We start from the raw sequence: 22,319 nt of genomic DNA, 5'->3' as shown, positions 1-22,319 counted from the left end.
CTTATCGGGGTGCCGGCGCGGACCGGTGCCCCCGAACCAGGTGACGAGGTCTTCCCCTGTCACGAAGTCTTCGCGTGGCGCGAGGCTCCAGGAAAACGAATCGATGAGCCTGGACGAGGTCAAGCAGCAGGAGCGACAGCACGAGGTGATCGACCTCGATGCCGTCGGCACGCCCGACCTGCGTCATGGCATCGAGATCGCCGACCCCTCCGATAACCGACGGTTACCGGCTCTCTTGCGCAAGGCGCGGGAACGGCTCGACTGGACGCAGATCCCACGCCTGCCTCAGCGCAGCGCAAAGCCCGCCAGCCTCGCAAAGTCTCTGGCGCAACGCTTCGGCTTGTTCGTCTTGCTCCCGACCGCCATCGTTGCGGCCTATCTCTTCCTCATTGCATCCGATCAGTACGTCGCAGAGGCGCGTTTTGCGATCAGGGGCAATGTCGAGCCGATGGGCAATGCCGCGCTCGGTGAGTTCACATCCCTGATCCGCAAGCACAACAGCCAGGACAGCTTCGTCATCAAGGAGTTCATCGGCAGCCAGAACATGGTCGAGCAGCTCGAGAAGGCGATCGGCGTCTCGACCATGTTCGCCAAGCCCAGCGTGGATCTTTGGGCGCGCTATTGGGGCCCTCAGCCGATCGAGGAACTGACCAAGTACTGGAACCACCAGGTTGCCACCCATATCGACGTGATCTCGGGCATCATCACGTTGAACGTCCGCGCCTTCACGCGGGAGGACGCCCTGACGATCGCCAAAGAGGTCGTCGAGCGATCTGAAAAGCTGATCAACGAGATCTCCCGCCGTGCCCAGGCCGACATGGTGCGGCAATCGGAGGTCGACGCGGCAAAGGCGCAGGAGCGGCTGCGAAACGCCTATCTCGGCCTGCAGCAATTCCGAAACCGCTGGGGGATCATCGACCCGGCGAAATCGGCGGAGTCGACATCGACGACACTGATGAGCCTTCGCCGCGACAAGCTCAAGGCGGAGTCGGACCTGCAGGTCCTGCGCGGTTCGAGCCTCGACGAGAAGTCTCGCAGCATCCAGGTATTGGTGGCCAACATCGCGGCCGTCGACCAGCAGATCCGACAGCTCCAGGACCAGCTCACCACGGACGGGATCGTCCCGGGCTCGGTGACCAACATGACCCAGGCGCTGCTCGAATTCGAAGGACTGCAGGTCGAGCGCACGATCGCCGAGAAGCTGAACGAATCCGCGAACTTCCTCCTCGACCGAGCCAGGGTCGAAGCCGGCAAGCAGCAGATCTTCCTCTCGACCTTCGTGCCGCCGGCGCTTCCGGACGCTTCGCTCTATCCGCGACGCTGGTACGCGCTCGCCGTCGCCTTCTTCAGCTTCCTCGTGGTCTGGAGCTCGGTGTCTCTGATTATCAGCGGCATCAACGATCAGCGGCTCTAGATCGTCGTATCCGCGTCAGAGTACCCGGCCATGTCCGATTTTACCGACCTCGTCTCCCGTGCGGTGAACCCTACGATGACGCGCGAGGAGCGCAACGCCGTCTACGATGTCGTCAAGCAGGCGCTCCAGCGGTTGCAGGAGCGTGAAGGCCAGTCTCCGACCGATCCGCGTACAGCGCTCCAGCAGCATCTCGTCGAGGAGACCATCCGCGACGTCGAGCTCGACATCGGCCGCGTCCTCTCCATGCAAAAGCTGGAGCGCGCTTTCGCCGCGCAGGACACCGGCGACGGCGAGGCTGGCTGAAACCCGCCTCGTCGACTTTGCTCTCAGCCGTAGGCCGCGACGCGAGCGCTCCCGGGCTCGGCGACGCTCATGCCGGCATCGACATACTCGTTGAGCTTGTTGCGCAGGGTTCGGATCGAGATGCCGAGGATCTTGGCGGCATGGGTCCGGTTGCCGAGGCAATGGTCGAGGGTGTCGAGGATGAGGTCGCACTCGACCTGCGCCACCGTGCGGCCGACGAGGCCGCGCGTGGCAGCCTCCGCGACTTGGGCGGCCCGTTCCACCGGTCCGATCGCGGCGGAGATCGTCTCGCCCTCCGGCGTCAGGATCGCGTCCGGGCCGATCTCGTTTCCGGCAGCGAGGAGGACCGCGCGATGAAGCGTGTTCTCGAGTTCGCGCACGTTGCCGCGCCAGGGGTTCTCGCGCACGAGTCCTTGAGCCTCGCGGCTCAAGGGACGCACCGGGAGGCCGTTCACCTCGGCGTATTTCTTGGCGAAATGGCCGGCGAGTTCGAGGATGTCGGCCGGCCGCTCGCGCAGGGGCGGGAGCCGCAGGTGGACGACGTTGAGGCGGTAGAACAGGTCCTCGCGGAATGTGCCCTTCTTCACCTCGTCGAGGAGGTTGCGGTTCGAGGTCGCCAGCACCCGTATGTCGACCTTGACCGGTGACGAGCCACCGACCCGGTCGATCACCCGCTCCTGCAGCGCGCGCAGCAGCTTCGATTGCAGCCGGACGTCCATCTCGGAAATCTCGTCGAGCAGCAGCGTGCCGCCATTCGCCTCCTCGAAGCGGCCGATGCGCCGGGCAATTGCTCCCGTGAAGGCCCCCTTCTCGTGGCCGAACAGCTCCGATTCGAGCAACGCCTCGGGGATCGCGGCGCAGTTCACCGAGACGAAGGGGCGTGAGCCGCGGTTCGACTTCTGGTGGACGTGGCGGGCGAGCACCTCCTTGCCGGTTCCGCTCTCGCCGGTGATGAGGACGGAGGCCTCGGAGCGTGCGACCTGCTCGGCGAGCCTGACGACCCTCTCCATCGACGCGTCGCGCCAGACGAAGGCGCGGCCATCCTCCGAGACCGCCTGCAGAACGGCGGCGATGAGCTCGGGATCGGGCGGCAGCGGGATGTACTCCTTGGCGCCGGCCTGGATCGCGGCCACGGCGGCCTTGGCGTCGGTGGCGACGCCGCAGGCGACGACGGGAGTACGGATGCGTTCGTCGGCGAGCGCGGTGACGAGGTCGCGGATGCTCAGCGACACGTCCACCATGACGAGGTCGGCGCCCTTTGCGCGTAGCACCGCAAGGCCCTGCTCGATCCCCTCGGCATGGGTGACTGCGGCGCCGCGGTTCATGGCAATCTTGGACGCCGTGATCAGCTCGCCGTTGAGTCGTCCGATGATCAGAAGCCGCATGGCGGTCACTCCTTGTCGAGGGCCTCAGCGGCCGGTTTCGTTCTGCGAGGGCGGGACGCCCACCGGCTGTCAGTCGTCGCTCTTGATGATCTCGGTCATGGTCACGCCGAGGCGTTCCTCGACCAGCACGACCTCGCCGCGGGCGACGAGTCGATTGTTCACGTAGATGTCGATCGCCTCGCCGACCTTGCGGTCGAGTTCGAGCACTGCTCCGGCCTGGAGGCGAAGGAGGTCGCCGATCGGCATCCGCGACGAACCGAGGACCGCTGAGACCATCACCGGGACATCGAAGACCTGTTCGAGATCCGACGCGCTCTTCGGAGTCGTGGGGGCATCGCGGATCGACTCGGTTCCGAGGCCGTCGAAAGAGGCGTCGATGCCGTTGAGCTGAGGCAGGCTGAAATCGTCGGCTGACATGGCGGCTCTCGGATACGAACGGAAAATCTGGGCTCAGGCGGAAGCAGGACCGGAGACGTGTCCGATGGCGTTGAGGACGGCCGCCTCGATACGGGCGCGGTCGCGCACCACGCCGCCGTCCGCCCATTCCATGCGGGCATCGCCTGGGGCGAGGTCTGGCTCGCCGAGGACGACGAGGCGACCCTCGAAGCCGCGCTCGCGCGCGAGGCGCTTCACCAGCGCTTCGGCATCGTCGAGCAGACTTTCGTGGACGCGCATGACGAGGTGCGGAACGCCGCGCAGGTGCTGCAGCGCCTCGCGGGCCGCTTCCGCAATGGCATCGAGGGGACGCGAATCGAGGGCGTCGCCGGCGATCCGGCGGGCGAGGGCGACGGCAAACGCCATCGCTTCGGCCTCGCGCTCGGCGTCGCGGGCATCGGATTGTCCGAGGAGGCCCGCTGCCGCGAGGCCAAGCCGCGTAATCGCATCGGCGAGTCGGGCCTGGACCTGATGTTCGGCCTGGGCGCGGCCTTCCTGAAAGCCGCGGGCATGAGCCTGCGACGCGGCCTCCGCTGCGGCGGCTGCCTCCTTCTCGGCGGCAGCGCCGACATCCGGGCGGCGGAAATCGGTGTCGAACAGGAAGGGCCGGGCGTTCAATAGACCAGCTCCTCTTCACCGCTCGACTTGGCGATCATGATCTCGCCCTTCTCGGCGAGTTCCTTGGCGAGCTCGGTCATCTTGGCCTGGGCCTCGTCGACGTCCTTGAGGCGGATCGGGCCAAGCGAGCCCATTTCGTCGGTGATGTTCTTTGCTGCACGCGTCGACATGTTGCCGAGGAAGAAGCCGCGCACGCGCTCGTCGGCACCCTTGAGGGCGCGGCAGAGGGTGTCGTTGTCGACCTTGCGCAACATGGTCTGCACGCTGCCCGGATCGAGCTTGAGCAGGTCCTCGAAGGTGAACATGAGCTGGCGGATCTTCTTGGCCGCGCCGCGATTCGCCTGATCGAGGGCGGAAAGGAAGCGGCCTTCGGTCTGGCGATCGAAGGCATTGAAGACGTCCGCCATCAACTCGTGGGCGTCGCGACGTGTGGTTTGCGCGATGGTGGTGACGAACTCGACCCGCAGCGTCTCCTCGATGTGGCGCAGGGCCTCCTTCTGCACCGTCTCCATGCGGAGCATCCGGTTCAGCACGTCGATGGCGAACTCCTCCGGCAGGATGGTGAGCACCTTGGCGGCGTATTCGGCGCGGACCTTGGACAGCACGACGGCGACCGTCTGCGGGTACTCGTTGCGCAGAAACGAGGCCAGGATCTCGGGATCGATCTGCGCAAGGCTCGCCCAGACGCGTTTACCGCTCGCGCCCTTGATCTCCGCCATGATCGAGGAGACCTGATCGGTGGGGAAGATCTTGAGCAGGAGCGACTCGGTGCGCTCGAAGTTCGAGGTGATGCCACCGCCCGACGAGAGCCGAGAGACGAAGTCGACGATGAGCTTCTCGACGGTCTCGGCTTCGAGCGAGCCGAGCTGCACCATGGCGTGGGAGACCTTCTTGACCTCCTCTTCCTCGAGAAGCTGCCAGATCGGTGCACCTTCGGTCTCGCCGAGCAACAGCAGAAGCGCGGCGGCGCGCTGAGCGCCGGGCATCGCCGCGAAGGCGGCCCCTCCGAGCGAGCTCAGATCCCTGGCGACGTTCGATCCAGAAGCCATGCGGTCAGCTCCTCACGACGGCGGAAATGAAGGATGAGATCATGCCGGTTCCGCTCAATTGTCCTGGATCCAGTTGCGCAGGACCTCGGCCGTCTCGGTCGGGCTGGCGCGGACCATGTCGACGACCCTCTGCACGGTCTCTGCCTGGATCTTCCCGTTGAGCTGCGCGAAGTCGACGAGCTGCGCGGTCTTGTTCTCGCGCGGGACCAGGGCTTCCGCCTCGGAGCTCATCATCCCGCTTCCGGCGAGAACGAGCTGCGGCTGCGGCACCTCGGGCGTCAGGATGCGGCGTACCAGAGGCTTCACCACGGCGAGAAGGACGATGATCGTCAGGAGTGCGAGCACTGTCAGCTCGACGATGCGCAGGATTTCCTCCTTGCTCGGTGCGAGCAGGGACTGGACGAGGGATGGCTCCGTAAATTCCGGCGGCACCGGCGTTTCGGCGAAGCGCAGGTTCACGACCTCGACCTGGTCGCCCCGGACCTTGTCGTATCCGATGGCGGTGCGGACGAGGGCCGCGATGCGCTCCATCTCGGCGGCGGGCCGAGGCTGGTAGGTCGGTTTTCCGTCGGCGCCGGGAACGTAGGCGCCGTCCACCGCCACCGCGACCGAGAGGCGCTTGATCCGGCCGCCCTCGACCACCTCGGTCTTGGTGACACGGGAAATCTCGTAGTTCGTCGTCTCTTCGTTCTTGTTGGAGGCGTCCTTGGGGGCCGCCGCGGCGCCGCCCTTGTCGGCGCCCGGCAATTCGTTACCGACGGTGGTGGCGCCCTCGGCAGCGCTGGTTTGCGAGGTCTCGCTCCGGGTCTGGCTCGAACGGACGACCCGGCTCTCCGGATCGTAGGTCTCGGACCGGCTCTCGATCCGGTTGCTGTCGAGCTCGGCGCTCACCTGGATACGCGCGCGCCCCTGGCCGACGATGCCGGCAACGATCTCCTCGACCTGGGACCGCAGGCGCCGCTCGATGCCGGTCTGCTTCTCCTCCAGCCCGATACCGGCTTCCGCCTGCGCGCCGCGGGCGCCGTCCGCGAGCAGGCGGCCACGCTCATCCACGATCGATACGCGCTCCGGCTTCAGCCCTTCGACGGCGGAAGCCGCGAGATGCCGGATCGCCCGCACCTGGGACGGGTCGAGGTCGCCCATCAGCTTGAGGACGATGGCCGCGCTCGGCGACTCGCGGTCGCGCTCGAACAGGCGGCGCTCCGGCATGACGAGGTGAACACGGGCCGCCTGGACCCGGCCGATGGCACGGATCGAGCGGGACAACTCGCCCTCCAGCGCCCGCAGGTGGTTCACATTCTGGACGAAATTCGTGGACGAGAAGGCGTCGCCCTTGTCGAAGATCTCGTAGCCGACGCCGGCCGTGCTCGGCAGGCCCTTGCCGGCGAGGTCCATGCGCAGGCGCGGCAGGTCGGCCCGTGGGGCGAGGATGGTCTGCCCGGCATCGCCCTTGGTCTCGTACTTGATGCCGCGGGCATCGAGGTCGCGGATGACGGCGCTCGAATCCTGCATCGACAGGTCGGCGAACAGGACGCCCATATCGGGCTTCGAGACGCGCAGGATCACGAAGGCGAAGAAACCGATCAGGGTGAGCGTGACGGCCGCCATGGCGGCGAGCCGCGCCGGCCCCAGCTTCGTCACCACTTCAAGGACGGATTTCACGACGCGACCAACCCACCCGACGCAGCGCGGCGGCTGGCCCGCCCCGCTCGGCAAAATTTGCCCAGGCCGTGGTTAGCGGGTGGTTAACGAATGATGCGATCGAGAGTGGAAAAGGGCAAAACACGCCAGGAAGGTTGCCGGCGCGTTAGAGGGTCCACCGCCGAGGTGGTGTTCGGCGGCTGCACAAATCCTTCGGGTGCTCTCACGCTGATCGAGCTCCGTCGGATCCGGATCTCACGCCGCGAGGGCGACGGCCTCGACCGCTGCCATGACCTCGTGGGGAGCGGTGTGATGCACCATGTGCCCGCAGCCCTCCACGACATGCAGGAAGCTTCCCGGCAGGGCGCGGTGGAGGCGCAAGGCCTGATGGTCGAGATCGACCATCTTGTCCTCCGATCCAGCCACGATGGCCACCGGCATCGTGAGTTCGCCGTAGCGGCTCTGCAGAGCGACGGCGTCGGGGATCATAAGGGCCGATTCCGCAGCGCTGGCCCGCAGCTGCGAGGGCCGGATCGCCATTTCGGGAGGCACAGCGGCGAAGGTCGCCGGCACCGGTGCGGGACTGAACAGCTTGCGGATCATCTTCGGCCACAGAAGGCGCGCCAGGGGTGGAGATACCGTATAGCGAAGGATATCGCCGAGTACCGGCACCGCCGGCGCCGACATCAGGACGACGTCGCCGCGCACCGAGGCGTAGTAATAGCCGCTCTCCACGATCAGGCCGCGCACCATCTCCGGATGCGCCAGCGCCAGCGCGATGGCGACGGAAGCGCCCCAGGAATGGCCCAGGATGAGGGCTCGGGGCGCCTCTATCTGCTGAAGGGCGGAACGCAGCAACTCCGCCTGGGCCGCAGGGGTCCACACCGTGCTGCGCGGGCGATCGCTGTAGCCGTAGCCCGGACGGTCGAAGGCGATGACGCGATAGCGCTTCGCGGCCTGCCTGACGAACCCGCTCGACATGAAGTCCTGGACCATGCTGCCGTTTCCGTGCAGCAGCACCAGCGGCTCCCCCTCACCAAGTTCGGCGTAGTGGACCTGCACGCCGTCGACGTCGATCAGACGCCCGGTCGGTGGGTTGTCCCTCTCCGCCTGTCTGGCTCTTGCGCTCACGGCAAGGGCCGTCAGACCAAGTGCGGCTGCGCCGAGACCGGCCAGGATGACCGGACGTGCCAGGGGATTGGGCTGAGCCATAGGGTGACATCCGATCTTGGGGGATCGCACGCAAGTCGCCTCAGGTTGGGGCGCTGATGCTGCGTTGCAACAAGATTAACGGTCGCCGCGAACCATCGTTCCTTGGTGCTGAAGAGCGTCATCCCTCCTCGCCTTCGATCGTGGCCAGGGCCCGTGCCGTGAACACGTCGAAATCGCCTGCCATGCGGATTCTGCCTCGCAAAGCACCGGGCTGGCGGCGGAATCGAAGCGACTTCGATGGCGGGTGGACCTCGGTCAGTACCTCATCCCCCGACGTGACAACGAACGAGCTGCCGTGCCGGGCTTGGTGCAGCACAGCGGTCATGCTCGTCTCGAACTCGCGTAGCTCCAGACGGCGAGGCGTCTCCTTCTCGTCCCGGTCCGACTCTGCCATCTGTCCCGCTCCTTCAGCAAAAAAGGCCTCCGACCGCGAGGTCGAAGGCCTTTGTCGATCATCCGCTACCGCAGGTTCAGCGCTTGAGCGGCCCAGCCTCGATGACGTCTTCCAGGGTGCGCAGACCGGCGCGCGGGGCGTTGACGAGGCAGGCCATGTTGCCGGGCGGGTGCTGGTTCTTCCACATCTTGGTGTGGGCGTGAGGGATCTTGTCCCACGGGAAGACCTCACTCATGCACGGGTCGATGCGCTGATCCAGAACGAACTGGTTGGCGGCGGACGCCTGCTTGAGATGGGCGAAGTGCGAGCCCTGAATTCGCTTCTGGCGCATCCAGACGTAGCGGGCGTCGAAGGTGATATTGAAGCCCGTCGTGCCGGCGCAGAACACCACCATGCCGCCGCGCTTCACCACCAGCGCCGAGACCGGGAAGGTCGCCTCGCCCGGGTGCTCGAACACGATGTCGACGTCGTTGCCCTTGCCGGTGATGTCCCAGATCGCCTTGCCGAACTTGCGCGCTTCCTTGGTCCAGGCGTGGAACTCGGGCGAGTTCACCTTGGGGAGCTGACCCCAGCAATCGAAATCCTTGCGGTTGATGACACCCTTGGCCCCGAGGCTCATGACGTAGTCGCGCTTGGACTCGTCCGAAATCACCGCGATGGCGTTGGCGCCGGAGGCCGCGCAGAGCTGCACGCCGAACACGCCAAGGCCGCCCGAGGCGCCCCAGATCAGCACGTTCTGGCCTGGCCTCACGGTGTGAGGGGCGTGGCCGAACAGCATGCGGTAGGCGGTGGCGAGGGTGAGGGTGTAGCAGGCACCTTCCTCCCAGGTCAGGTGCTTGGGGCGCTGCATGAGCTGGCGCGACTGCACCCGGCAGAACTGGGCGAAGGAGCCGTCCCCGGTCTCGTAGCCCCAGATCCTCTGGCTCGGCGAGAACATCGGGTCACCGCCGTTGCATTCCTCGTCGTCGCCGTCATCTTGGTTGCAGTGGATGATGACCTCGTCGCCGACCTTCCAGCGCTTCACCTTGGCGCCCACCGCCCAGACGATGCCCGAGGCGTCGGAACCGGCGATATGATAGTCGCTTTTATGCACGTCGAAAGGCGAGATCGGCTCGCCCAAGCCAGCCCAGACGCCGTTGTAGTTGATGCCGGCGGCCATGACGTAGACGAGCACTTCGTCATCGCCGATCTCCCAGGTCGGAAGAACCTCGACCTTGAACGAATCCTCAGGCGGTCCGTGGCGCTCGCGCCGGATCGCCCAGGCATACATCTTGGCCGGCACGTGTCCGAGCGGCGGGATCTCGCCGAGTTCATAGAGGTCCTTGACTTCGCTCTGCTTCAACTGTGCCCCTGCCGACATCCTGGATCTCCCTGCAACTGCTATGGCGCCCCTATATCGGCGAACCGTAGCCGCTCCAAGGCCCCCAAAAGGCCGAGAATCGGCTATGCCCCAGGTAAAATGGGGTCTCATCTGCTATGTTAAGACTGGTATAAAGTATTAAGGCCTTGGCTTACTCCATGAGCTGCTGTCGCCGTGAAATCGCTTCATGGAGGCGCGAAGAATTTTTTAGATACTGCGGGTCCGCTCGTCCGTTCAGGAACGTCAGCCGGCAGATGACGGATCGGTGAGGCTTGGCTAGGGTGCCGCGCAGCGAGCGGCTCCCTAGCCGCGCAACATCATCGAGACGGAGCCACGTGGAATGAGCGCGAATGCGACCATCGCAGAGGTCAAGCGCGACAAGCCCTGGATCATCCGGACCTATGCCGGGCATTCCAACGCCAAGGAATCGAACGCGCTCTACCGTGGCAACCTCGCCAAGGGCCAGACAGGCCTGTCGGTGGCTTTCGACCTGCCGACCCAGACCGGCTACGACCCAGACCACGAGCTCGCTCGCGGCGAGGTCGGCAAGGTCGGCGTGTCGATCGCGCATCTCGGCGACATGCGCACCCTGTTCGACCAGATTCCGCTGGCGCAGATGAACACCTCGATGACGATCAACGCCACGGCGCCGTGGCTGCTCTCGCTCTACCTTGCCGTTGCCGAGGAGCAGGGCGTGCCGTTCGCGGGCCTACAGGGCACGACGCAGAACGACATCATCAAGGAGTACCTGTCGCGCGGCACCTACGTGTTTCCCCCGGCGCCCTCGCTGCGGCTGACCAAGGACGTGATCCTGTTCACCACCAAGGAAGTGCCGAAGTGGAACCCGATGAATGTCTGCTCCTACCACCTGCAGGAGGCGGGGGCGACGCCGGTCCAGGAACTCTCCTACGCCCTCGCCATCGCCATCGCGGTGCTCGACACCGTGCGGGAGGATCCCGATTTCGACGAGGCGAGCTTCGCGGACGTGTTCAGCCGCATCTCGTTCTTCGTGAATGCCGGGATGCGGTTCGTCACCGAGATCTGCAAGATGCGGGCATTCTCCGAGCTCTGGGATGAGATCGCACAGGAGCGATACGGCATCACCGACCCGAAGAAGCGGATCTTCCGCTACGGCGTCCAGGTCAACTCCCTCGGATTGACCGAGCAGCAGCCTGAGAACAACGTCCACCGTATCCTCATCGAGATGCTGGCGGTGACGCTGTCGAAGCGCGCCCGGGCCCGGGCGGTGCAGCTTCCCGCCTGGAACGAGGCGCTCGGCCTGCCACGTCCCTGGGACCAGCAATGGTCGATGCGAATGCAGCAGATCCTCGCCTTCGAAACCGACCTCCTCGAATACGACGACATCTTCGACGGCTCCAAGGTCATCGACGCCAAGGTCGAGGAGTTGAAGACGCAGACCCGTGCGGCGCTCGACCAGATCGGCGGCATCGGCGGCGCGGTCGCGGCGGTGGAGACCGGCGCCCTGAAGCGCGCGCTCGTCGAGTCGAACGCCAAGCGCATCTCGGCGATCGAGGCCGGCGACCAGATCGTGGTCGGCGTCAACAAGTTCCAGGCCGGCGAGCCCTCGCCGCTGACGGCGGGGGAGGGCGCGATCTTCACCGTCTCCGAGACCGTCGAGATGGAAGCCGAACAGCGCATCCGCGAGTGGCGAGGCAAGCGCGATCAGAAGGCCGTCGACAAGGCCCTCGACGAGCTCGAGGCCGCGGCCCGCTCGGGAGCCAACATCATGCCGGTCTCGATCGCGGCGGCAAAAGCCGGCGTCACCACCGGCGAATGGGGCGGGCGCCTGCGCCAGGTCTTCGGCGAGTACCGCGCCCCGACCGGCGTCACCCTGGAGACGGTGTCGTCAGGTGCGGCAGAGGAGGCCAAGCTCCTCATCGCCGATCTCGGCGAGCGGCTCGGCGAGCAGCCCAAGATGGTGGTCGGCAAGCCCGGCCTCGACGGCCATTCGAACGGCGCCGAGCAAATCGCGCTCCGCGCCCGCGACGTCGGCTTCGACGTGACCTATGACGGCATCCGCCAGACCCCTGCCGAGATCGTCGCCAAGGCGAAGGAAACCGGCGCCCATGTCGTCGGACTCTCCATCCTGTCGGGCTCTCACGTGCCGCTGGTCCGCGACGTGAAAGCGAAAATGCGCGAGGCCGGCCTCGACCACGTCCCGGTCGTCGTCGGCGGCATCATCTCGCCGGACGACGAACTCGTCCTCAAGAACATGGGCGTCACCGCGGTCTATACGCCCAAGGACTACATCCTCGACACGATCATGATCGGCATCGCCAAGGTGGTCGGCCGGGCCCTGGACAAGCAGGCGGCCGATAAGGCGGATGGCGTCGCCGGCTCATCGCGGGGCAGCGCCGAGAAGGTGTTCTGAGGCTCTGCAGAACCCTTTCTCTACGGGTATCCGGCCTGGTGGGTATCGGCGCTAAGGTGCCCAGGTCGGCAGGCCCGACTTGGGTGGGGGAGATTACCCGGCGGCTGCCGGTCGGAAGAGGGGACCGCGACCTTTCCGGACAGACCAGTGCTTTCCTTTTCCAACCCACTTCATGGGCCACCCTCTCCCGTAGAGGGGAAAGGGACGAGATCCCGTGTAAACGCGTCAGTGGAACGCCCCCGCCGCATGTCCCTAGCGCCGCTCGTCGCCGTACCGCTCGCCGCCGGCCTGAGCGCCGGCTTGATCGTCCTTCTGCGGCCTCTGCTCCACCGTTATGCCCTGGCCCGGCCGAACGCGCGGTCGAGCCACACCGTGCCGATACCGCAGGGCGGCGGCATCGCGGTCGTGCTGGCCGTCCTCGTCGTGTGCGGTTTTGCCCTCGCCATGTCCGGCCCGGGGCTGGATGCCATCGAGGCGCTGCTGCTCTCGCACGCGATCCTGGCCCTGGCCATCCTCGGCGCCGTCGACGATATCCGGCCCCTCCCGGCGTCGCTGCGCCTCACGATCCAGGTGGCCGTCGTGGCCGGCGTCGTCTTCGGCGTCGGCGGCCGGCTCGTTCCCGCCCTGCCTCTGCCGCTCGAGCGGGTGCTCGCTGTCGTCGCCGGCGTATGGTTCGTGAATCTCACCAACTTCATGGACGGGCTCGACTGGATGACGGTCGCGGAGATCGTGCCCATCGCCGGGGCGCTGACCCTGATCGGCCTCGCAGGCGGATTCCCGGCTTTGCCAACCCTGGTGGCGGCCTGCCTGCTCGGGGCCATGCTCGGCTTCGCGCCGTTCAACCGGCCGGTGGCGGGGCTGTTCCTCGGCGATGTCGGCTCGTTGCCGATCGGGCTTATGGTCGCCTGGCTGCTCTATCGGCTCGCGCTCGATGGCGGATTCGCGGCGGCGATCCTTCTGCCGCTCTACTACCTTGCCGACGCCACCCTCACGCTGCTGCGCCGGGCCGCACGGGGCGAACGCATCTGGCAGGCGCATCGCAGCCATTTCTATCAGCGCGCCACCGTGAACGGCCTCCCGGTGATGGCGGTCGTCACGCGGGTCTTCGTGCTGAACCTCTGGCTCGCAGGACTTGCGGCGCTCACCTTGGTTTGGCCGTCCTCGACGGTCACCATACTGGCGCTGGCAGCGGGCATCGGCGCCGTGGCACTGACGCTTCGCGACTTCTCGCGGTCCCGTCGCATGGCGATCTGACGAGAGAGGCTGGGATTTTGAGCGGACCCCTCATCGCGCTCACCGGAGCCACCGGCTTCATCGGGCGCCATCTCCTCAAGACCTTGTCCGCCAAGGGCTTCCGCGTCCGGGTCCTGCTGCGCCGGCCGATCGAGGTGCCGGAGGGCGCGAGCGGCGCCGTCGTCGGGGATCTGACCCGACCGATGAACATGGCCGCCGCCCTGGCCGGCGTCGATGCCGTCGTCCATTCCGCGGGCCTTGCGCACGCGATGTCGGGCGCGCCGGAGGACGATTACCGCTCATCGAACACCGACGCGACGCGCCGCCTCGGCGAGGCTGCGGCCAAGGCGAAGGTGCGCCGCTTCGTGTTCCTGTCCTCGATCCGCGCCCAGACCGGGCCGAGCGCCGAGGGCGTCGTGCGGGAGACCGATACGCCTGCTCCCACCGACGCCTATGGCCGATCCAAGCTCGAGGCCGAGCGCGCCCTGTCGGAGATCGGGATCGACTGGGTCGCCCTGCGCCCGGTGCTGGTCTACGGCGAGGGCGTGAAGGGCAACATGGCCGCGCTCCTCAAGCTCGCCGCCACACCCTATCCGCTACCGCTTGCCAGCATCCGCGGACGGCGGTCGCTCGTCTCGCTCGATGGCTTGTCCGACGCTGTCGCTGCCGTTCTGACGACCTCGGCGCCGCTCGCCCGCCCGCTCGTCGTCGCCGAGCCCGATCCCCTTACATTGCCGGAGATGATCACGGCTCTGCGTCTGGGGTACGGCCGCCAAGCGGGGCTGCTACCCTGTCCGGAAGCAGCGCTTCGACTCGCCGGTCGACTGACCGGTCGTGAAGAGGCCTTCACGCGGATCGCCGCGGACCTCATGGTCCAGCCGGAGGGCATTCTGGCCCTTGGCTGGACGCCGCGACGGACGAGCCGAGACGGGCTTGCCGCCCTCGCGCGATCGATGGTGACGAGCGCATGAAGCTTGCTGCGATCCCCGGCTGCGGACGTCGACAAGGTCGCGGTAGCGGCGTCCGTCATCGACGCGGACGCCGCCAGGGTCGGTCGAGATCCCCGTGCCGAAGCGGGAGCAGCCGCGAGGCCGAGGCTGGTCGCGTGAACGCCGTCTACGAGCAGTCGAACGGGTTTCGGCAAAAGTCTCCCCTCGATCGGAGCGCCGATGGGTGCTCTGGGGGCACCATCTCCCTAAGAACCAATTTCAATCCTGAAGGTCCTTTTCCCCCTCCTGCCATCCCGAACTGGCTGGCGGGATCATGAGCCTGATTCAGGAAACTGCCTCGGCGGTCTGGGAGAGTTCGGTCAGGACCGGTGCCGTGCTCGACCCGCGCTGGCGAAAATCCGGAATGGCTTCTTCGAAGACCGCTTCGGCACCCGTCCGATCCCCGGAAGCGACCGCGGCACGAAGGCGTTCGATCCAGCCTGCCAGAACGGTGCGGTCCGCAAAGACAGGCTTAGCCGCCATGACACCGTCGATCCCGTCGAGTGTCACCCGCGGCTCCTCGCGTGCGAACAGGATCTCATTGAGGCGCTCGCCCGGGCGCGCACCCGTGACGGCGATCTCGATATCCTCGCCGGGCTCGAAACCCGCGAGCCGGATCATCCGCTCGGCGAGGTCGCGGATGCGCACGGGCTGGCCCATCTTGAGGACATAGACCGCCGCGCGCTGATCATCGCCCACGAGGTCGTCCGCGCGGCCCTCGCGATCGGCATGGGAAGCGGCGGTGAGGACGAGGTCGGCGGCCTCCCGCACCGTCATGAAGTACCGCACCATGTCGGGATGCGTGACCGTTACCGGGCCGCCGCGGGCGATCTGCGCCTTGAACACCGGCACCACCGAGCCGACCGAGCCGAGAACATTGCCGAAGCGCACGGCGATCAGGCGGGTGGCTCGTGCCGACGAGCCGGCGGCCTGTTCGGCATCGTGGGCCTGGGCCACCATTTCGGCGAATCGCTTGGTGACGCCGAGCTGCGACACCGGCTCGATCGCCTTGTCGGTGGAGATCATCACCATGGCCCGCGCGCCTGCCGCCAGCGTCGCCTCGGCGACGTTGATCGAGCCGAAGACGTTGGTCTTGATGCCCTCGGTCCAGTCGCGTTCGAGATAGGGCACCTGCTTCAAGGCGGCGGCGTGGAAGACGTAGTCAGGCCGGAACTCGGCGAAGACCTCGCTCAGCCGTTCGCCGTCGCGGATATCGGCGAGCGCGCCGGTAACCTCGGCTTCGGCTTCAAGAAGGCTCGGCTGGTTGAGGACGCCGTGCAGGGCCGGCTCCGAGCTCTCCACCACCAGGACGGCGCTCGCCCCGAAGGCGACGGCTCGGGCGCAGATCTCGGCGCCGATCGAACCGCCGCCGCCGGTGACGATCACCCGGGCGCCGTTGAGGAAACGCTCCAGCCTCGGGCGATCGATCTCGACAGTCGGGCGCAGCAGCAGGTCCTCGATCTCCAGAGGCGCCAGTTCTGTATCGCGCATGCCGTCGCCGAGGCTCGTCACCCGCGCCAGCGGCAGGCCGAGGCGACGTGCACGAACGATGAGGTCGTCGGGCTCGGCTTCAGGGGCAAGGGCGCTCGGCGTCGCCACCAGCCGGCGCACCGGCGTTCCGCGCTCGGCAAGGCCCGCGATCACCGCCTCGAGGTCGGAGAAACCCCCGAGCACCGGCACGCCGCGCATGATCTGGCCGGCTTCGTCGGCCCGCGGCGACAGGATGCCCTTCGGCGACAGCCGCCGGATCGATCCGGCCTCGATGGCGCGCAGGATGACCTCGATGTCCGAGCCTCGGCCGAGCAGCAGGGTCGGCGTCGAGGCGCCGCGGGCCTGGGTCTGGCGCGAGCGGGCATATTTGAAATACCGGAAGGCGAGGCGAGTGCCGCCGAGCAGGAAGACCTGCAGCACCCAATAGAGGCCGATGGCGATCTTCCCGAAGAAGTAGAAGCCGTACATCGTCGAGGAGACGAGGACGTAATCGAGCACCAGGAGCGTCAGGGCCAGGACGCTCGCCGCTCGCACGATCCCGGCGAGATCGGGAAGCGAGGCGAAGCGCCATTTCGTGCGGTAGAGCTTGAACCGCGCGTAGACGAAGCCTGCGAAGATGACGAAGGGCGGCAGCAGGAGCGGCAGCGCGTGCAGCCGTTCGGCGAGGAGATCGCCGTTGAAGCGGAACACGAAGGTGAGGATCACGGCCAGCGCGGTCGCCACGAGATCGTGGGCGATCATCACCGCCAGTTTGTAAGTGCGCTGCTGCATCGATCGCCCGGCCGGCGGTATCGGCGTCGCCCCGTGCGATGTCAACGCGGGGCGCTAGTCCTCGCCTCGCTGAGGTTTGCCGGTCAACGCGATGTAGAAGCCGAGCCCGTCTCCGGCCGGGAGCGGATGCAGCCGCTCGATGAGCCCCTTGCGCCGGGCGTCGAGCAGCAGCCGGCCGGTGGGCTGGAACAGCGTCTCGCCGCCGCCTTCCGGCGGAGGATCGAGGCGGACGGCCACCGTCTTTGCCTTCCCGAAGCGGCTGCGCTCGATCATCTCCTTGAGCGAGGCCTCCGCCCGCGCCCGATTGGCGCCGCGCAGGTCGAGGACGGATTCGGCGTCGGTGACGCCGAGGGAGCCGTGCAGATTGTCGGTTTGGATGTGGTCGAGATCGGACAAGGGGGTACCTGATGCGGCGGTCGGGTCAGGAAATGACGTCGCGATAGACATCGCGGACCGCGACGGCGCCCGCGAGTTCGGGCAGGTCTATCCCATTGTCGAGACCAAGCACCACGCTCTCCCACTCCTGCGCACCGACACGCGAGAACATCTCGATCCGGACTTCGTCCTGGTAGACGATGAGGAAGCGCCGAAGCGACGCAACGGTCTTGTAGAAATCGATCTTGCGTCCGCGGTCGATCGTCATGGTCGAGGGCGACAGCACCTCTGCCACAAGGATTGGATCGGAGGCGTATCCGTCCGGCAGGAATGGACCGCATCGAACCACGACATCCGGGATGGGCGCGAAATCATCCGTTGCCTCGCTGAGGATGGCGAGGCCCGGCAGTGCGCGGCAGCCCTTATCCCGTGTCAGATCGGAAAGCGAAAGAATGAGGTTAGCGACGATAGTCTGATGACGCTCGCGAGGCGGCGACATCAGGACGGGTTCGCCGTCGAGGAGTTCCCAGATCTCACCGTCCGGTCGGGCAGCAACCCATGACCGATACTCGGCGACGCTCATGCGGGTCTCGCGGCGAGCCGCAACGCTCATGGAAACGACCTCCCGATCAGGAGCCAAATCGTATCACCACGGGCGGCGCCGCAATAGAGTAGGCGCCGCCCGTACAGAGAGTTCAGCCGTGGACCAGCACGTTGCGGAACTGCCAGGGATCGCTCTCGTCGATATCCTCCGGGAACAGCCCGGGGCGGCCTGTGAGCGGTGTCCAGTCGGTGTAGACGCCGACGACCGGGCCGAGATACGGCATCTGCACCTCGAGGCAGCGGCGGAAATCGACCTCGTCGGCCTCGACGATGCCTGCCTCGGGGTTCTCCAGCGCCCAGACCATGCCGGCGAGGACCGCCGAGGTCACCTGAAGGCCGGTGGCGTTCTGGTAGGGGGCGATGCGGCGGGTCTCCTCGATGGAGAGCTGCGAGCCGAACCAATAGGCGTTCTTGGCGTGGCCGTAGAGGAGCACGCCGAGCTCGTCGATGCCATCGACGATCTCGGTCTCGTCGAGGATGTGGTGTTTCTCCTGCACGATTGCGGCATTGCCGAACATCTCGTGGAGCGAGAGCACGGCGTCGCCCGCCGGGTGGTAGGCGTAGTGGCAGGTCGGCCGGTACGCGGCGCGCTCGCCTTCCAGAACCGTGTAGTAGTCCGAGATCGAGACCGCTTCGTTATGGGTCACGAGGAAACCGAACTGCGACTGCGCGGTCGGCGTCCAGGACCGGACGCGGGTGTCGGCACCGGGCTGCAGCAGGTAGATCGCGCAGCGCGAGCCCTTCTCTTGCTCACGGGCGTTCTGCGGCTTCCACGTCTCGTGCGTACCCCAGCCGAGCTCGGCCGGCTGGTTGCCCTCGGAGACGAAGCCTTCCACGGACCAGGTGTTGACGAAGACGCCCTGGGGCTTCGGGTTCTTGGCGCGCTGGGTATCGCGCTCGGCGATGTGAATGCCCTTGACGCCGACTTCGCGCATCAAAGCCGCCCATTCGGCGCGGGTCTTCGGTTCCGGCGTGGTCAGGCCGAGATCGGCGGCGACGTTGAGGAGGCCCTGTTTGACGAACCAGGAGACCATGCCGGGATTGGCGCCGCAGCAGGACACGGCCGTGGTGCCGCCGGGCTTCTGCGCGCGCGCATCGAGGATGTCCTCGCGAAGCGCATAGTTGGTGCGGTCGCCCTGGCTCTTCGACTTGTCGAAGTAGAAGCCCGGCCATGGCTCGGCGACGGTGTCGATGTAGAGCGCGCCGAGCTCGCGGCAGAGCTCCATGATCGCGCGCGACGAGGTATCGACCGAGACGTTGACGCAGAAGCCCTGGCCGCCGCCCTCGGTGAGGAGCGGGGTGAGCACGTCGCGGTAGTTCTCGCGGGTGAGCGCCACCTGCTCGAAGCGCAGGCCGTGCTTGTCGGCGAGCGGCTTATGCGCGTCCGAGGGCTCGATGACGGTGAAGCGGGCCTTGTCGTACTCGAAATGTCGCTCGATCAGCGGAAGGGTGCCGCGGCCGATCGAGCCGAAGCCGATCATCACGATGGGGCCGCTGATGCGGCCATGCACGGGCCAGGAGGTTGCGGCGTCGGTCATGGGCAGATCATCCTTCTTTCTTGGTCTTCGAGGTCGTCGCACGGCGATCGCATGCCTTAGGCGCCGGAAATGACGAACAAGCGACGGGCTCAGTGGCGTTTGCGGACCCGTCGGTCAACCGCGGCAGGTTGGTGATCGCCATGCGCTCGGCAGCAGCCGTTACCGAAGATTGAACGAGACTATGCCCTGAACGCAGGGCGACATCCCACCGAACTTCATTGCGGCGTCAACGGCCCGGCTTGATATTGCACTGCAACAGAACAATAGCGACCCCATTCGAGGAAGCGTCCGTCTCCCTGCGCCACGGACCCCTGTCATGCTCGCTCTCATCACCCCCGGCCTCGGTACCCCCGCCGACGAGCCGATCGATCGCGATCCCGGAATCATTACCCTGGCGGCATCGCTGCTTCGCGCGGTAAGCCGCCATCGTGAGGCGGCCTTCCAGCGCCGCTGCGATCTCGCCGCCAAGGCGGACCATCACATCAACGTCTGAGCCTCGGCGAGCCCTCAGTCAGGCGACGCGTCGTCGCGAAGCCGCACCGGCTTCGGCTGCTGCCGGCACCAACTGATCCGGCACCTCCTGATCCAAGGCGCCTGCGGCCCGCAGGATGCCGCGTGCGCCGGCCAATGCGCCCTTGCGCAATTCGAGACCGAGAAAGCGCTCGCGCTCGAAGGGACCAGGCATGAACAGCCCGCCCACGATCTCCGGCGAGAACCCGAACCGCGCATAGTAAGGCGCGTCGCCTACCAGCAGGATTGCCGCGTGGCCGAGCATCTCGGCGCGGCGCAGGGCAGCCCGCATCAGGGTCGAGCCGAGGCCGTGCCCCTGTAGCGCGGGATCGACGGCGAGCGGCCCAAGCAGAAGGGCAGGGCAATGGGCGCCGGCAGCGACATGCCACAGGCGCACGGTGCCGACGACGCGGCCGTCCTGCTCGGCCGTCATCGCGAGACCCTCGGCCGGAAGGCGACCGGTCCGCAAGCGCTCGGACGTCTTGAAGCGGCGCGCCTCGCCGAAACAGGCGTCGAGCAGACCTTCGCGGGCTGCGACGTCCGGTGGGCGCTCTTCACGGATCTGGATCACGGCCGTAGCCTCCCTCGCATTCGAGGCGGGAGAAAACAGCCCTCGCACCGACCCCTCGCAGGGCGGCCGTCCGGGACGCGGAATAGGGGTGAGGTCCGGAAATCTCCTCCCCACACCCAAGTCGGGCCTGCCCGACTTGGGCATTTGGACTTCAGATCTCGGGCAAGCCCGAGGTCTGTGGGGGAGGAGAGCGGGCCGTCAGATCACGTATTGCTGCAGCGGCGGGAAGCCGTTGAACGCCACCGCCGCGTAGGTGGTGGTGTAGGCCCCGGCACCCTCGATCAGCACCTTGTCGCCGATGGAGAGCGAGATCGGCAGCGGGTACGGCACCTTCTCGTAGAGCACGTCGGCGGAATCGCAGGTCGGGCCGGCAAGGACGCAGGGGCTCATGCGATCCTCGTCGTGCTCGGTGCGCACGCGGTAGCGGATCGACTCGTCCATGGTCTCGGCGAGGCCGCCGAACTTGCCGATGTCGAGATAGACCCAGCGGATCTCGTCCTCGGCATCCGACTTCTTCGAGACCAGCACGACCTCGGCCTCGATCATGCCGGCATTGCCGACCATGCCGCGGCCCGGCTCGATGATGGTCTCGGGAAGCTGGTTGCCGAAATGCTTGGTGAGCGCGCGGAAGATCGCGTCGCCATAGCTCTCCACGCCCGGCACCGCCTTGAGGTACTTGGTCGGGAAGCCGCCGCCGAGATTGACCATCGAGAGCGCGATCCCGCGATCCGCGCACTCGCGGAAGATCATCGCAGCCGAGCCCAGAGCCCCGTCCCATGCGCCGGTATTGCCCTGCTGCGAACCGACATGGAACGACACGCCGTAGGCATTGAGACCCTGGCGGTAGGCGTGCTCCAGGACGCCCACGGCCATTTCCGGCACGCAGCCGAACTTGCGCGAGAGCGGCCATTCCGCGCCGGCCCCGTCGCAGAGGATGCGGCAGAACACCTGCACGTCGGCGAGATCCACGTCCGCAGCCTCGGCGGCACGCACGATCTTCTCGACCTCGGCCTCGCAATCGACGGCGAAGAGGCGCACGCCGAGCTTGAGCGCGCGCGTGATGCAGCGCTCCTTCTTGATCGTGTTGCCGAAGGAGACACGGTCGGCGGTGGCGCCGGCCGCGAGCGCCATCTCGACCTCGACCACCGAGGCGGTGTCGAAGCAGGAGCCCATCTCGGCGAGCAGACGCAGCACCTCAGGAGCAGGGTTCGCCTTCACGGCGTAAAACACGCGCGTGTCCGGCAGAGCGCGGGAGAAGGCGGTGTAGTTGTCGCGCACGACGTCGAGGTCGAGCACCATCACGGGGCCTTCGTCCTGGCCCATGTCGCGACGGGCGCGCAGGAAGTCGCGGATACGATCGGTCATGGCGTCAACAACCCACAGGTTCGCGGGCGCCCCATTTCGCGGGGACGCGCTGTCGAATGTCTGGACGACGTCAGTCGTCCGGCGTCTGGGGTTCCTGCGTCGCGACGCACGTCGTGCTTTGGAGACACGTCGGGCGTCGCGGGCGCATGAGCACCCGGAAGCTGCCGTGGATTGGAAGGGGATTCCCTACCGCACGCCGGGCAAAGAGAAACAAGCCTCTTCGGTGCCGGCCTTTGGAGGGCCGACGAGACCAAAAAAGCCCGTTCGTCGTTGCTTTAAGCTGCGTCCCCCATGGAGAGTGGGGTTCGCCGGTTTCGCCTCCGGCTGCCGGTTGTTGTCGGGGTCCGGTGTTGCCACCTGGATGCCGGCCGGAGGGAATCCACCCTATCGACCATCGATCCTTTAAGACCCCTGGCGGCTGTCCGGCAGTTGGCCGGATGCCCACCAACCGACACGCGGCCACAGGCACGTGCGAAATTGGGCAAGCGCGATATACGGTCGGGCCGTTCCTGCCACAAGGATAAACAGCCGGCTCAGCACAAATAATATGCGGTTGCCGGCGGTTGTTGCAGAAACGCCGCGGAAGGGCTTTAGGCCTTCCCAAGTTGCGGCGGACGCGCCATCAAGCCCGCAACTCGAGCCCGAGCCGGATGGCCTCAGAGCGCAGGAC

At 66.7% G+C, this 22,319-nt stretch carries 20 protein-coding genes; 6 read left to right on the top strand and 14 right to left on the bottom strand.

Annotation, left to right across the window (positions count from 1 at the left end; genetic code table 11):
• Positions 1-103: 103 nt before the first annotated feature.
• Positions 104-1,414 (top strand): capsule biosynthesis protein, encoded by a 1,311-nt coding sequence (locus tag K2Y56_RS04510; protein ID WP_292505561.1) that lies wholly within the window; start codon positions 104-106, stop codon positions 1,412-1,414.
• Positions 1,415-1,444: 30 nt separating this feature from the next.
• Positions 1,445-1,717: a hypothetical protein gene (locus K2Y56_RS04505; RefSeq protein ID WP_292505560.1), complete on the top strand. Its 273-nt coding sequence runs from the start codon at positions 1,445-1,447 to the stop codon at positions 1,715-1,717.
• A 23-nt stretch (positions 1,718-1,740) separates the two neighbouring features.
• On the opposite strand, the gene K2Y56_RS04500 is transcribed toward K2Y56_RS04505, so the two are convergent.
• The 8 genes from K2Y56_RS04500 to ccrA all read right to left on the bottom strand — a co-directional run bounded on the left by K2Y56_RS04500 (position 1,741) and on the right by ccrA (position 9,811).
• A complete protein-coding gene (locus K2Y56_RS04500) occupies positions 1,741-3,102 on the bottom strand; it encodes a sigma-54 dependent transcriptional regulator (RefSeq protein WP_292505558.1) in 1,362 nt (453 codons plus the stop codon).
• A 69-nt stretch (positions 3,103-3,171) separates the two neighbouring features.
• Complete coding sequence (fliN, locus tag K2Y56_RS04495) at positions 3,172-3,519, bottom strand: flagellar motor switch protein FliN (protein WP_292505556.1); 348 nt, start codon at positions 3,517-3,519, stop codon at positions 3,172-3,174.
• A gap of 33 nt (positions 3,520-3,552) precedes the next feature.
• A complete protein-coding gene (locus K2Y56_RS04490) occupies positions 3,553-4,155 on the bottom strand; it encodes a FliH/SctL family protein (RefSeq protein WP_292505554.1) in 603 nt (200 codons plus the stop codon).
• Positions 4,152-5,204 carry a flagellar motor switch protein FliG gene (fliG, locus tag K2Y56_RS04485; RefSeq protein WP_292505552.1) on the bottom strand — a complete coding sequence of 351 codons (1,053 nt, stop codon included), beginning with the start codon at positions 5,202-5,204 and terminating at the stop codon, positions 4,152-4,154. The genes K2Y56_RS04490 and fliG overlap by 4 nt, the downstream gene beginning before the upstream one ends.
• A gap of 54 nt (positions 5,205-5,258) precedes the next feature.
• On the bottom strand, positions 5,259-6,866 hold the full coding sequence (fliF, locus tag K2Y56_RS04480; protein ID WP_292505551.1) for a flagellar basal-body MS-ring/collar protein FliF: 1,608 nt from the start codon (positions 6,864-6,866) through the stop codon (positions 5,259-5,261).
• 234 nt (positions 6,867-7,100) lie between these two features.
• Entirely contained in the window at positions 7,101-8,057 is a 957-nt protein-coding gene (locus K2Y56_RS04475) for an alpha/beta hydrolase (RefSeq protein WP_292505548.1), read from the bottom strand.
• Between the two features lie 118 nt (positions 8,058-8,175).
• On the bottom strand, positions 8,176-8,451 hold the full coding sequence (locus K2Y56_RS04470; RefSeq protein WP_292505547.1) for a prevent-host-death protein: 276 nt from the start codon (positions 8,449-8,451) through the stop codon (positions 8,176-8,178).
• A 76-nt stretch (positions 8,452-8,527) separates the two neighbouring features.
• Positions 8,528-9,811, bottom strand: a complete 1,284-nt coding sequence (gene ccrA, locus K2Y56_RS04465; RefSeq protein ID WP_292505545.1) for a crotonyl-CoA carboxylase/reductase — start codon at positions 9,809-9,811, stop codon at positions 8,528-8,530.
• Between the two features lie 340 nt (positions 9,812-10,151).
• On the opposite strand from ccrA, the gene K2Y56_RS04460 reads away from it, so the two are divergent.
• The 3 genes from K2Y56_RS04460 (at position 10,152) to K2Y56_RS04450 (ending at position 14,407) form a co-directional block, all read left to right on the top strand.
• Positions 10,152-12,203 carry a methylmalonyl-CoA mutase family protein gene (locus K2Y56_RS04460; protein ID WP_292505543.1) on the top strand — a complete coding sequence of 684 codons (2,052 nt, stop codon included), beginning with the start codon at positions 10,152-10,154 and terminating at the stop codon, positions 12,201-12,203.
• Positions 12,204-12,449: 246 nt separating this feature from the next.
• Positions 12,450-13,457: a glycosyltransferase family 4 protein gene (locus tag K2Y56_RS04455; RefSeq protein ID WP_292505541.1), complete on the top strand. Its 1,008-nt coding sequence runs from the start codon at positions 12,450-12,452 to the stop codon at positions 13,455-13,457.
• A 17-nt stretch (positions 13,458-13,474) separates the two neighbouring features.
• Complete coding sequence (locus tag K2Y56_RS04450; protein ID WP_292505539.1) at positions 13,475-14,407, top strand: NAD-dependent epimerase/dehydratase family protein; 933 nt, start codon at positions 13,475-13,477, stop codon at positions 14,405-14,407.
• A 303-nt stretch (positions 14,408-14,710) separates the two neighbouring features.
• On the opposite strand, the gene K2Y56_RS04445 is transcribed toward K2Y56_RS04450, so the two are convergent.
• The 4 genes from K2Y56_RS04445 to K2Y56_RS04430 all read right to left on the bottom strand — a co-directional run bounded on the left by K2Y56_RS04445 (position 14,711) and on the right by K2Y56_RS04430 (position 19,203).
• Positions 14,711-16,687 carry a nucleoside-diphosphate sugar epimerase/dehydratase gene (locus K2Y56_RS04445; RefSeq protein WP_292505537.1) on the bottom strand — a complete coding sequence of 659 codons (1,977 nt, stop codon included), beginning with the start codon at positions 16,685-16,687 and terminating at the stop codon, positions 14,711-14,713.
• A 54-nt stretch (positions 16,688-16,741) separates the two neighbouring features.
• On the bottom strand, positions 16,742-17,083 hold the full coding sequence (locus K2Y56_RS04440) for a hypothetical protein (RefSeq protein ID WP_292505535.1): 342 nt from the start codon (positions 17,081-17,083) through the stop codon (positions 16,742-16,744).
• Positions 17,084-17,108: 25 nt separating this feature from the next.
• Positions 17,109-17,675, bottom strand: a complete 567-nt coding sequence (locus tag K2Y56_RS04435) for a Uma2 family endonuclease (protein ID WP_292505533.1) — start codon at positions 17,673-17,675, stop codon at positions 17,109-17,111.
• Between the two features lie 82 nt (positions 17,676-17,757).
• The gene (locus K2Y56_RS04430; protein WP_292505532.1) at positions 17,758-19,203 is read right to left on the bottom strand and encodes a saccharopine dehydrogenase NADP-binding domain-containing protein; all 1,446 of its coding nucleotides are present in this window, start codon (positions 19,201-19,203) and stop codon (positions 17,758-17,760) included.
• Positions 19,204-19,519: 316 nt separating this feature from the next.
• Here K2Y56_RS04430 and K2Y56_RS04425 point away from each other — a divergent pair, with 316 nt between their 5' ends.
• Positions 19,520-19,696: a hypothetical protein gene (locus tag K2Y56_RS04425; RefSeq protein ID WP_292505530.1), complete on the top strand. Its 177-nt coding sequence runs from the start codon at positions 19,520-19,522 to the stop codon at positions 19,694-19,696.
• An 18-nt stretch (positions 19,697-19,714) separates the two neighbouring features.
• Here K2Y56_RS04425 and K2Y56_RS04420 read toward each other — a convergent pair whose 3' ends face one another.
• Together K2Y56_RS04420 and K2Y56_RS04415 are read right to left on the bottom strand one after the other, a co-directional pair.
• A complete protein-coding gene (locus K2Y56_RS04420) occupies positions 19,715-20,284 on the bottom strand; it encodes an N-acetyltransferase (protein ID WP_292505529.1) in 570 nt (189 codons plus the stop codon).
• Between the two features lie 198 nt (positions 20,285-20,482).
• Entirely contained in the window at positions 20,483-21,649 is a 1,167-nt protein-coding gene (locus K2Y56_RS04415) for a type III PLP-dependent enzyme (protein WP_292505527.1), read from the bottom strand.
• Positions 21,650-22,319 lie beyond the last annotated feature (670 nt).

This window comes from Methylobacterium sp., from assembly GCF_019745455.1.
Taxonomy (GTDB): Bacteria; Pseudomonadota; Alphaproteobacteria; order Rhizobiales; family Beijerinckiaceae; genus Methylobacterium.
Note: the sequence above shows the minus strand (reverse complement) of the source record. Positions and strands in the feature narration are given on the sequence as shown.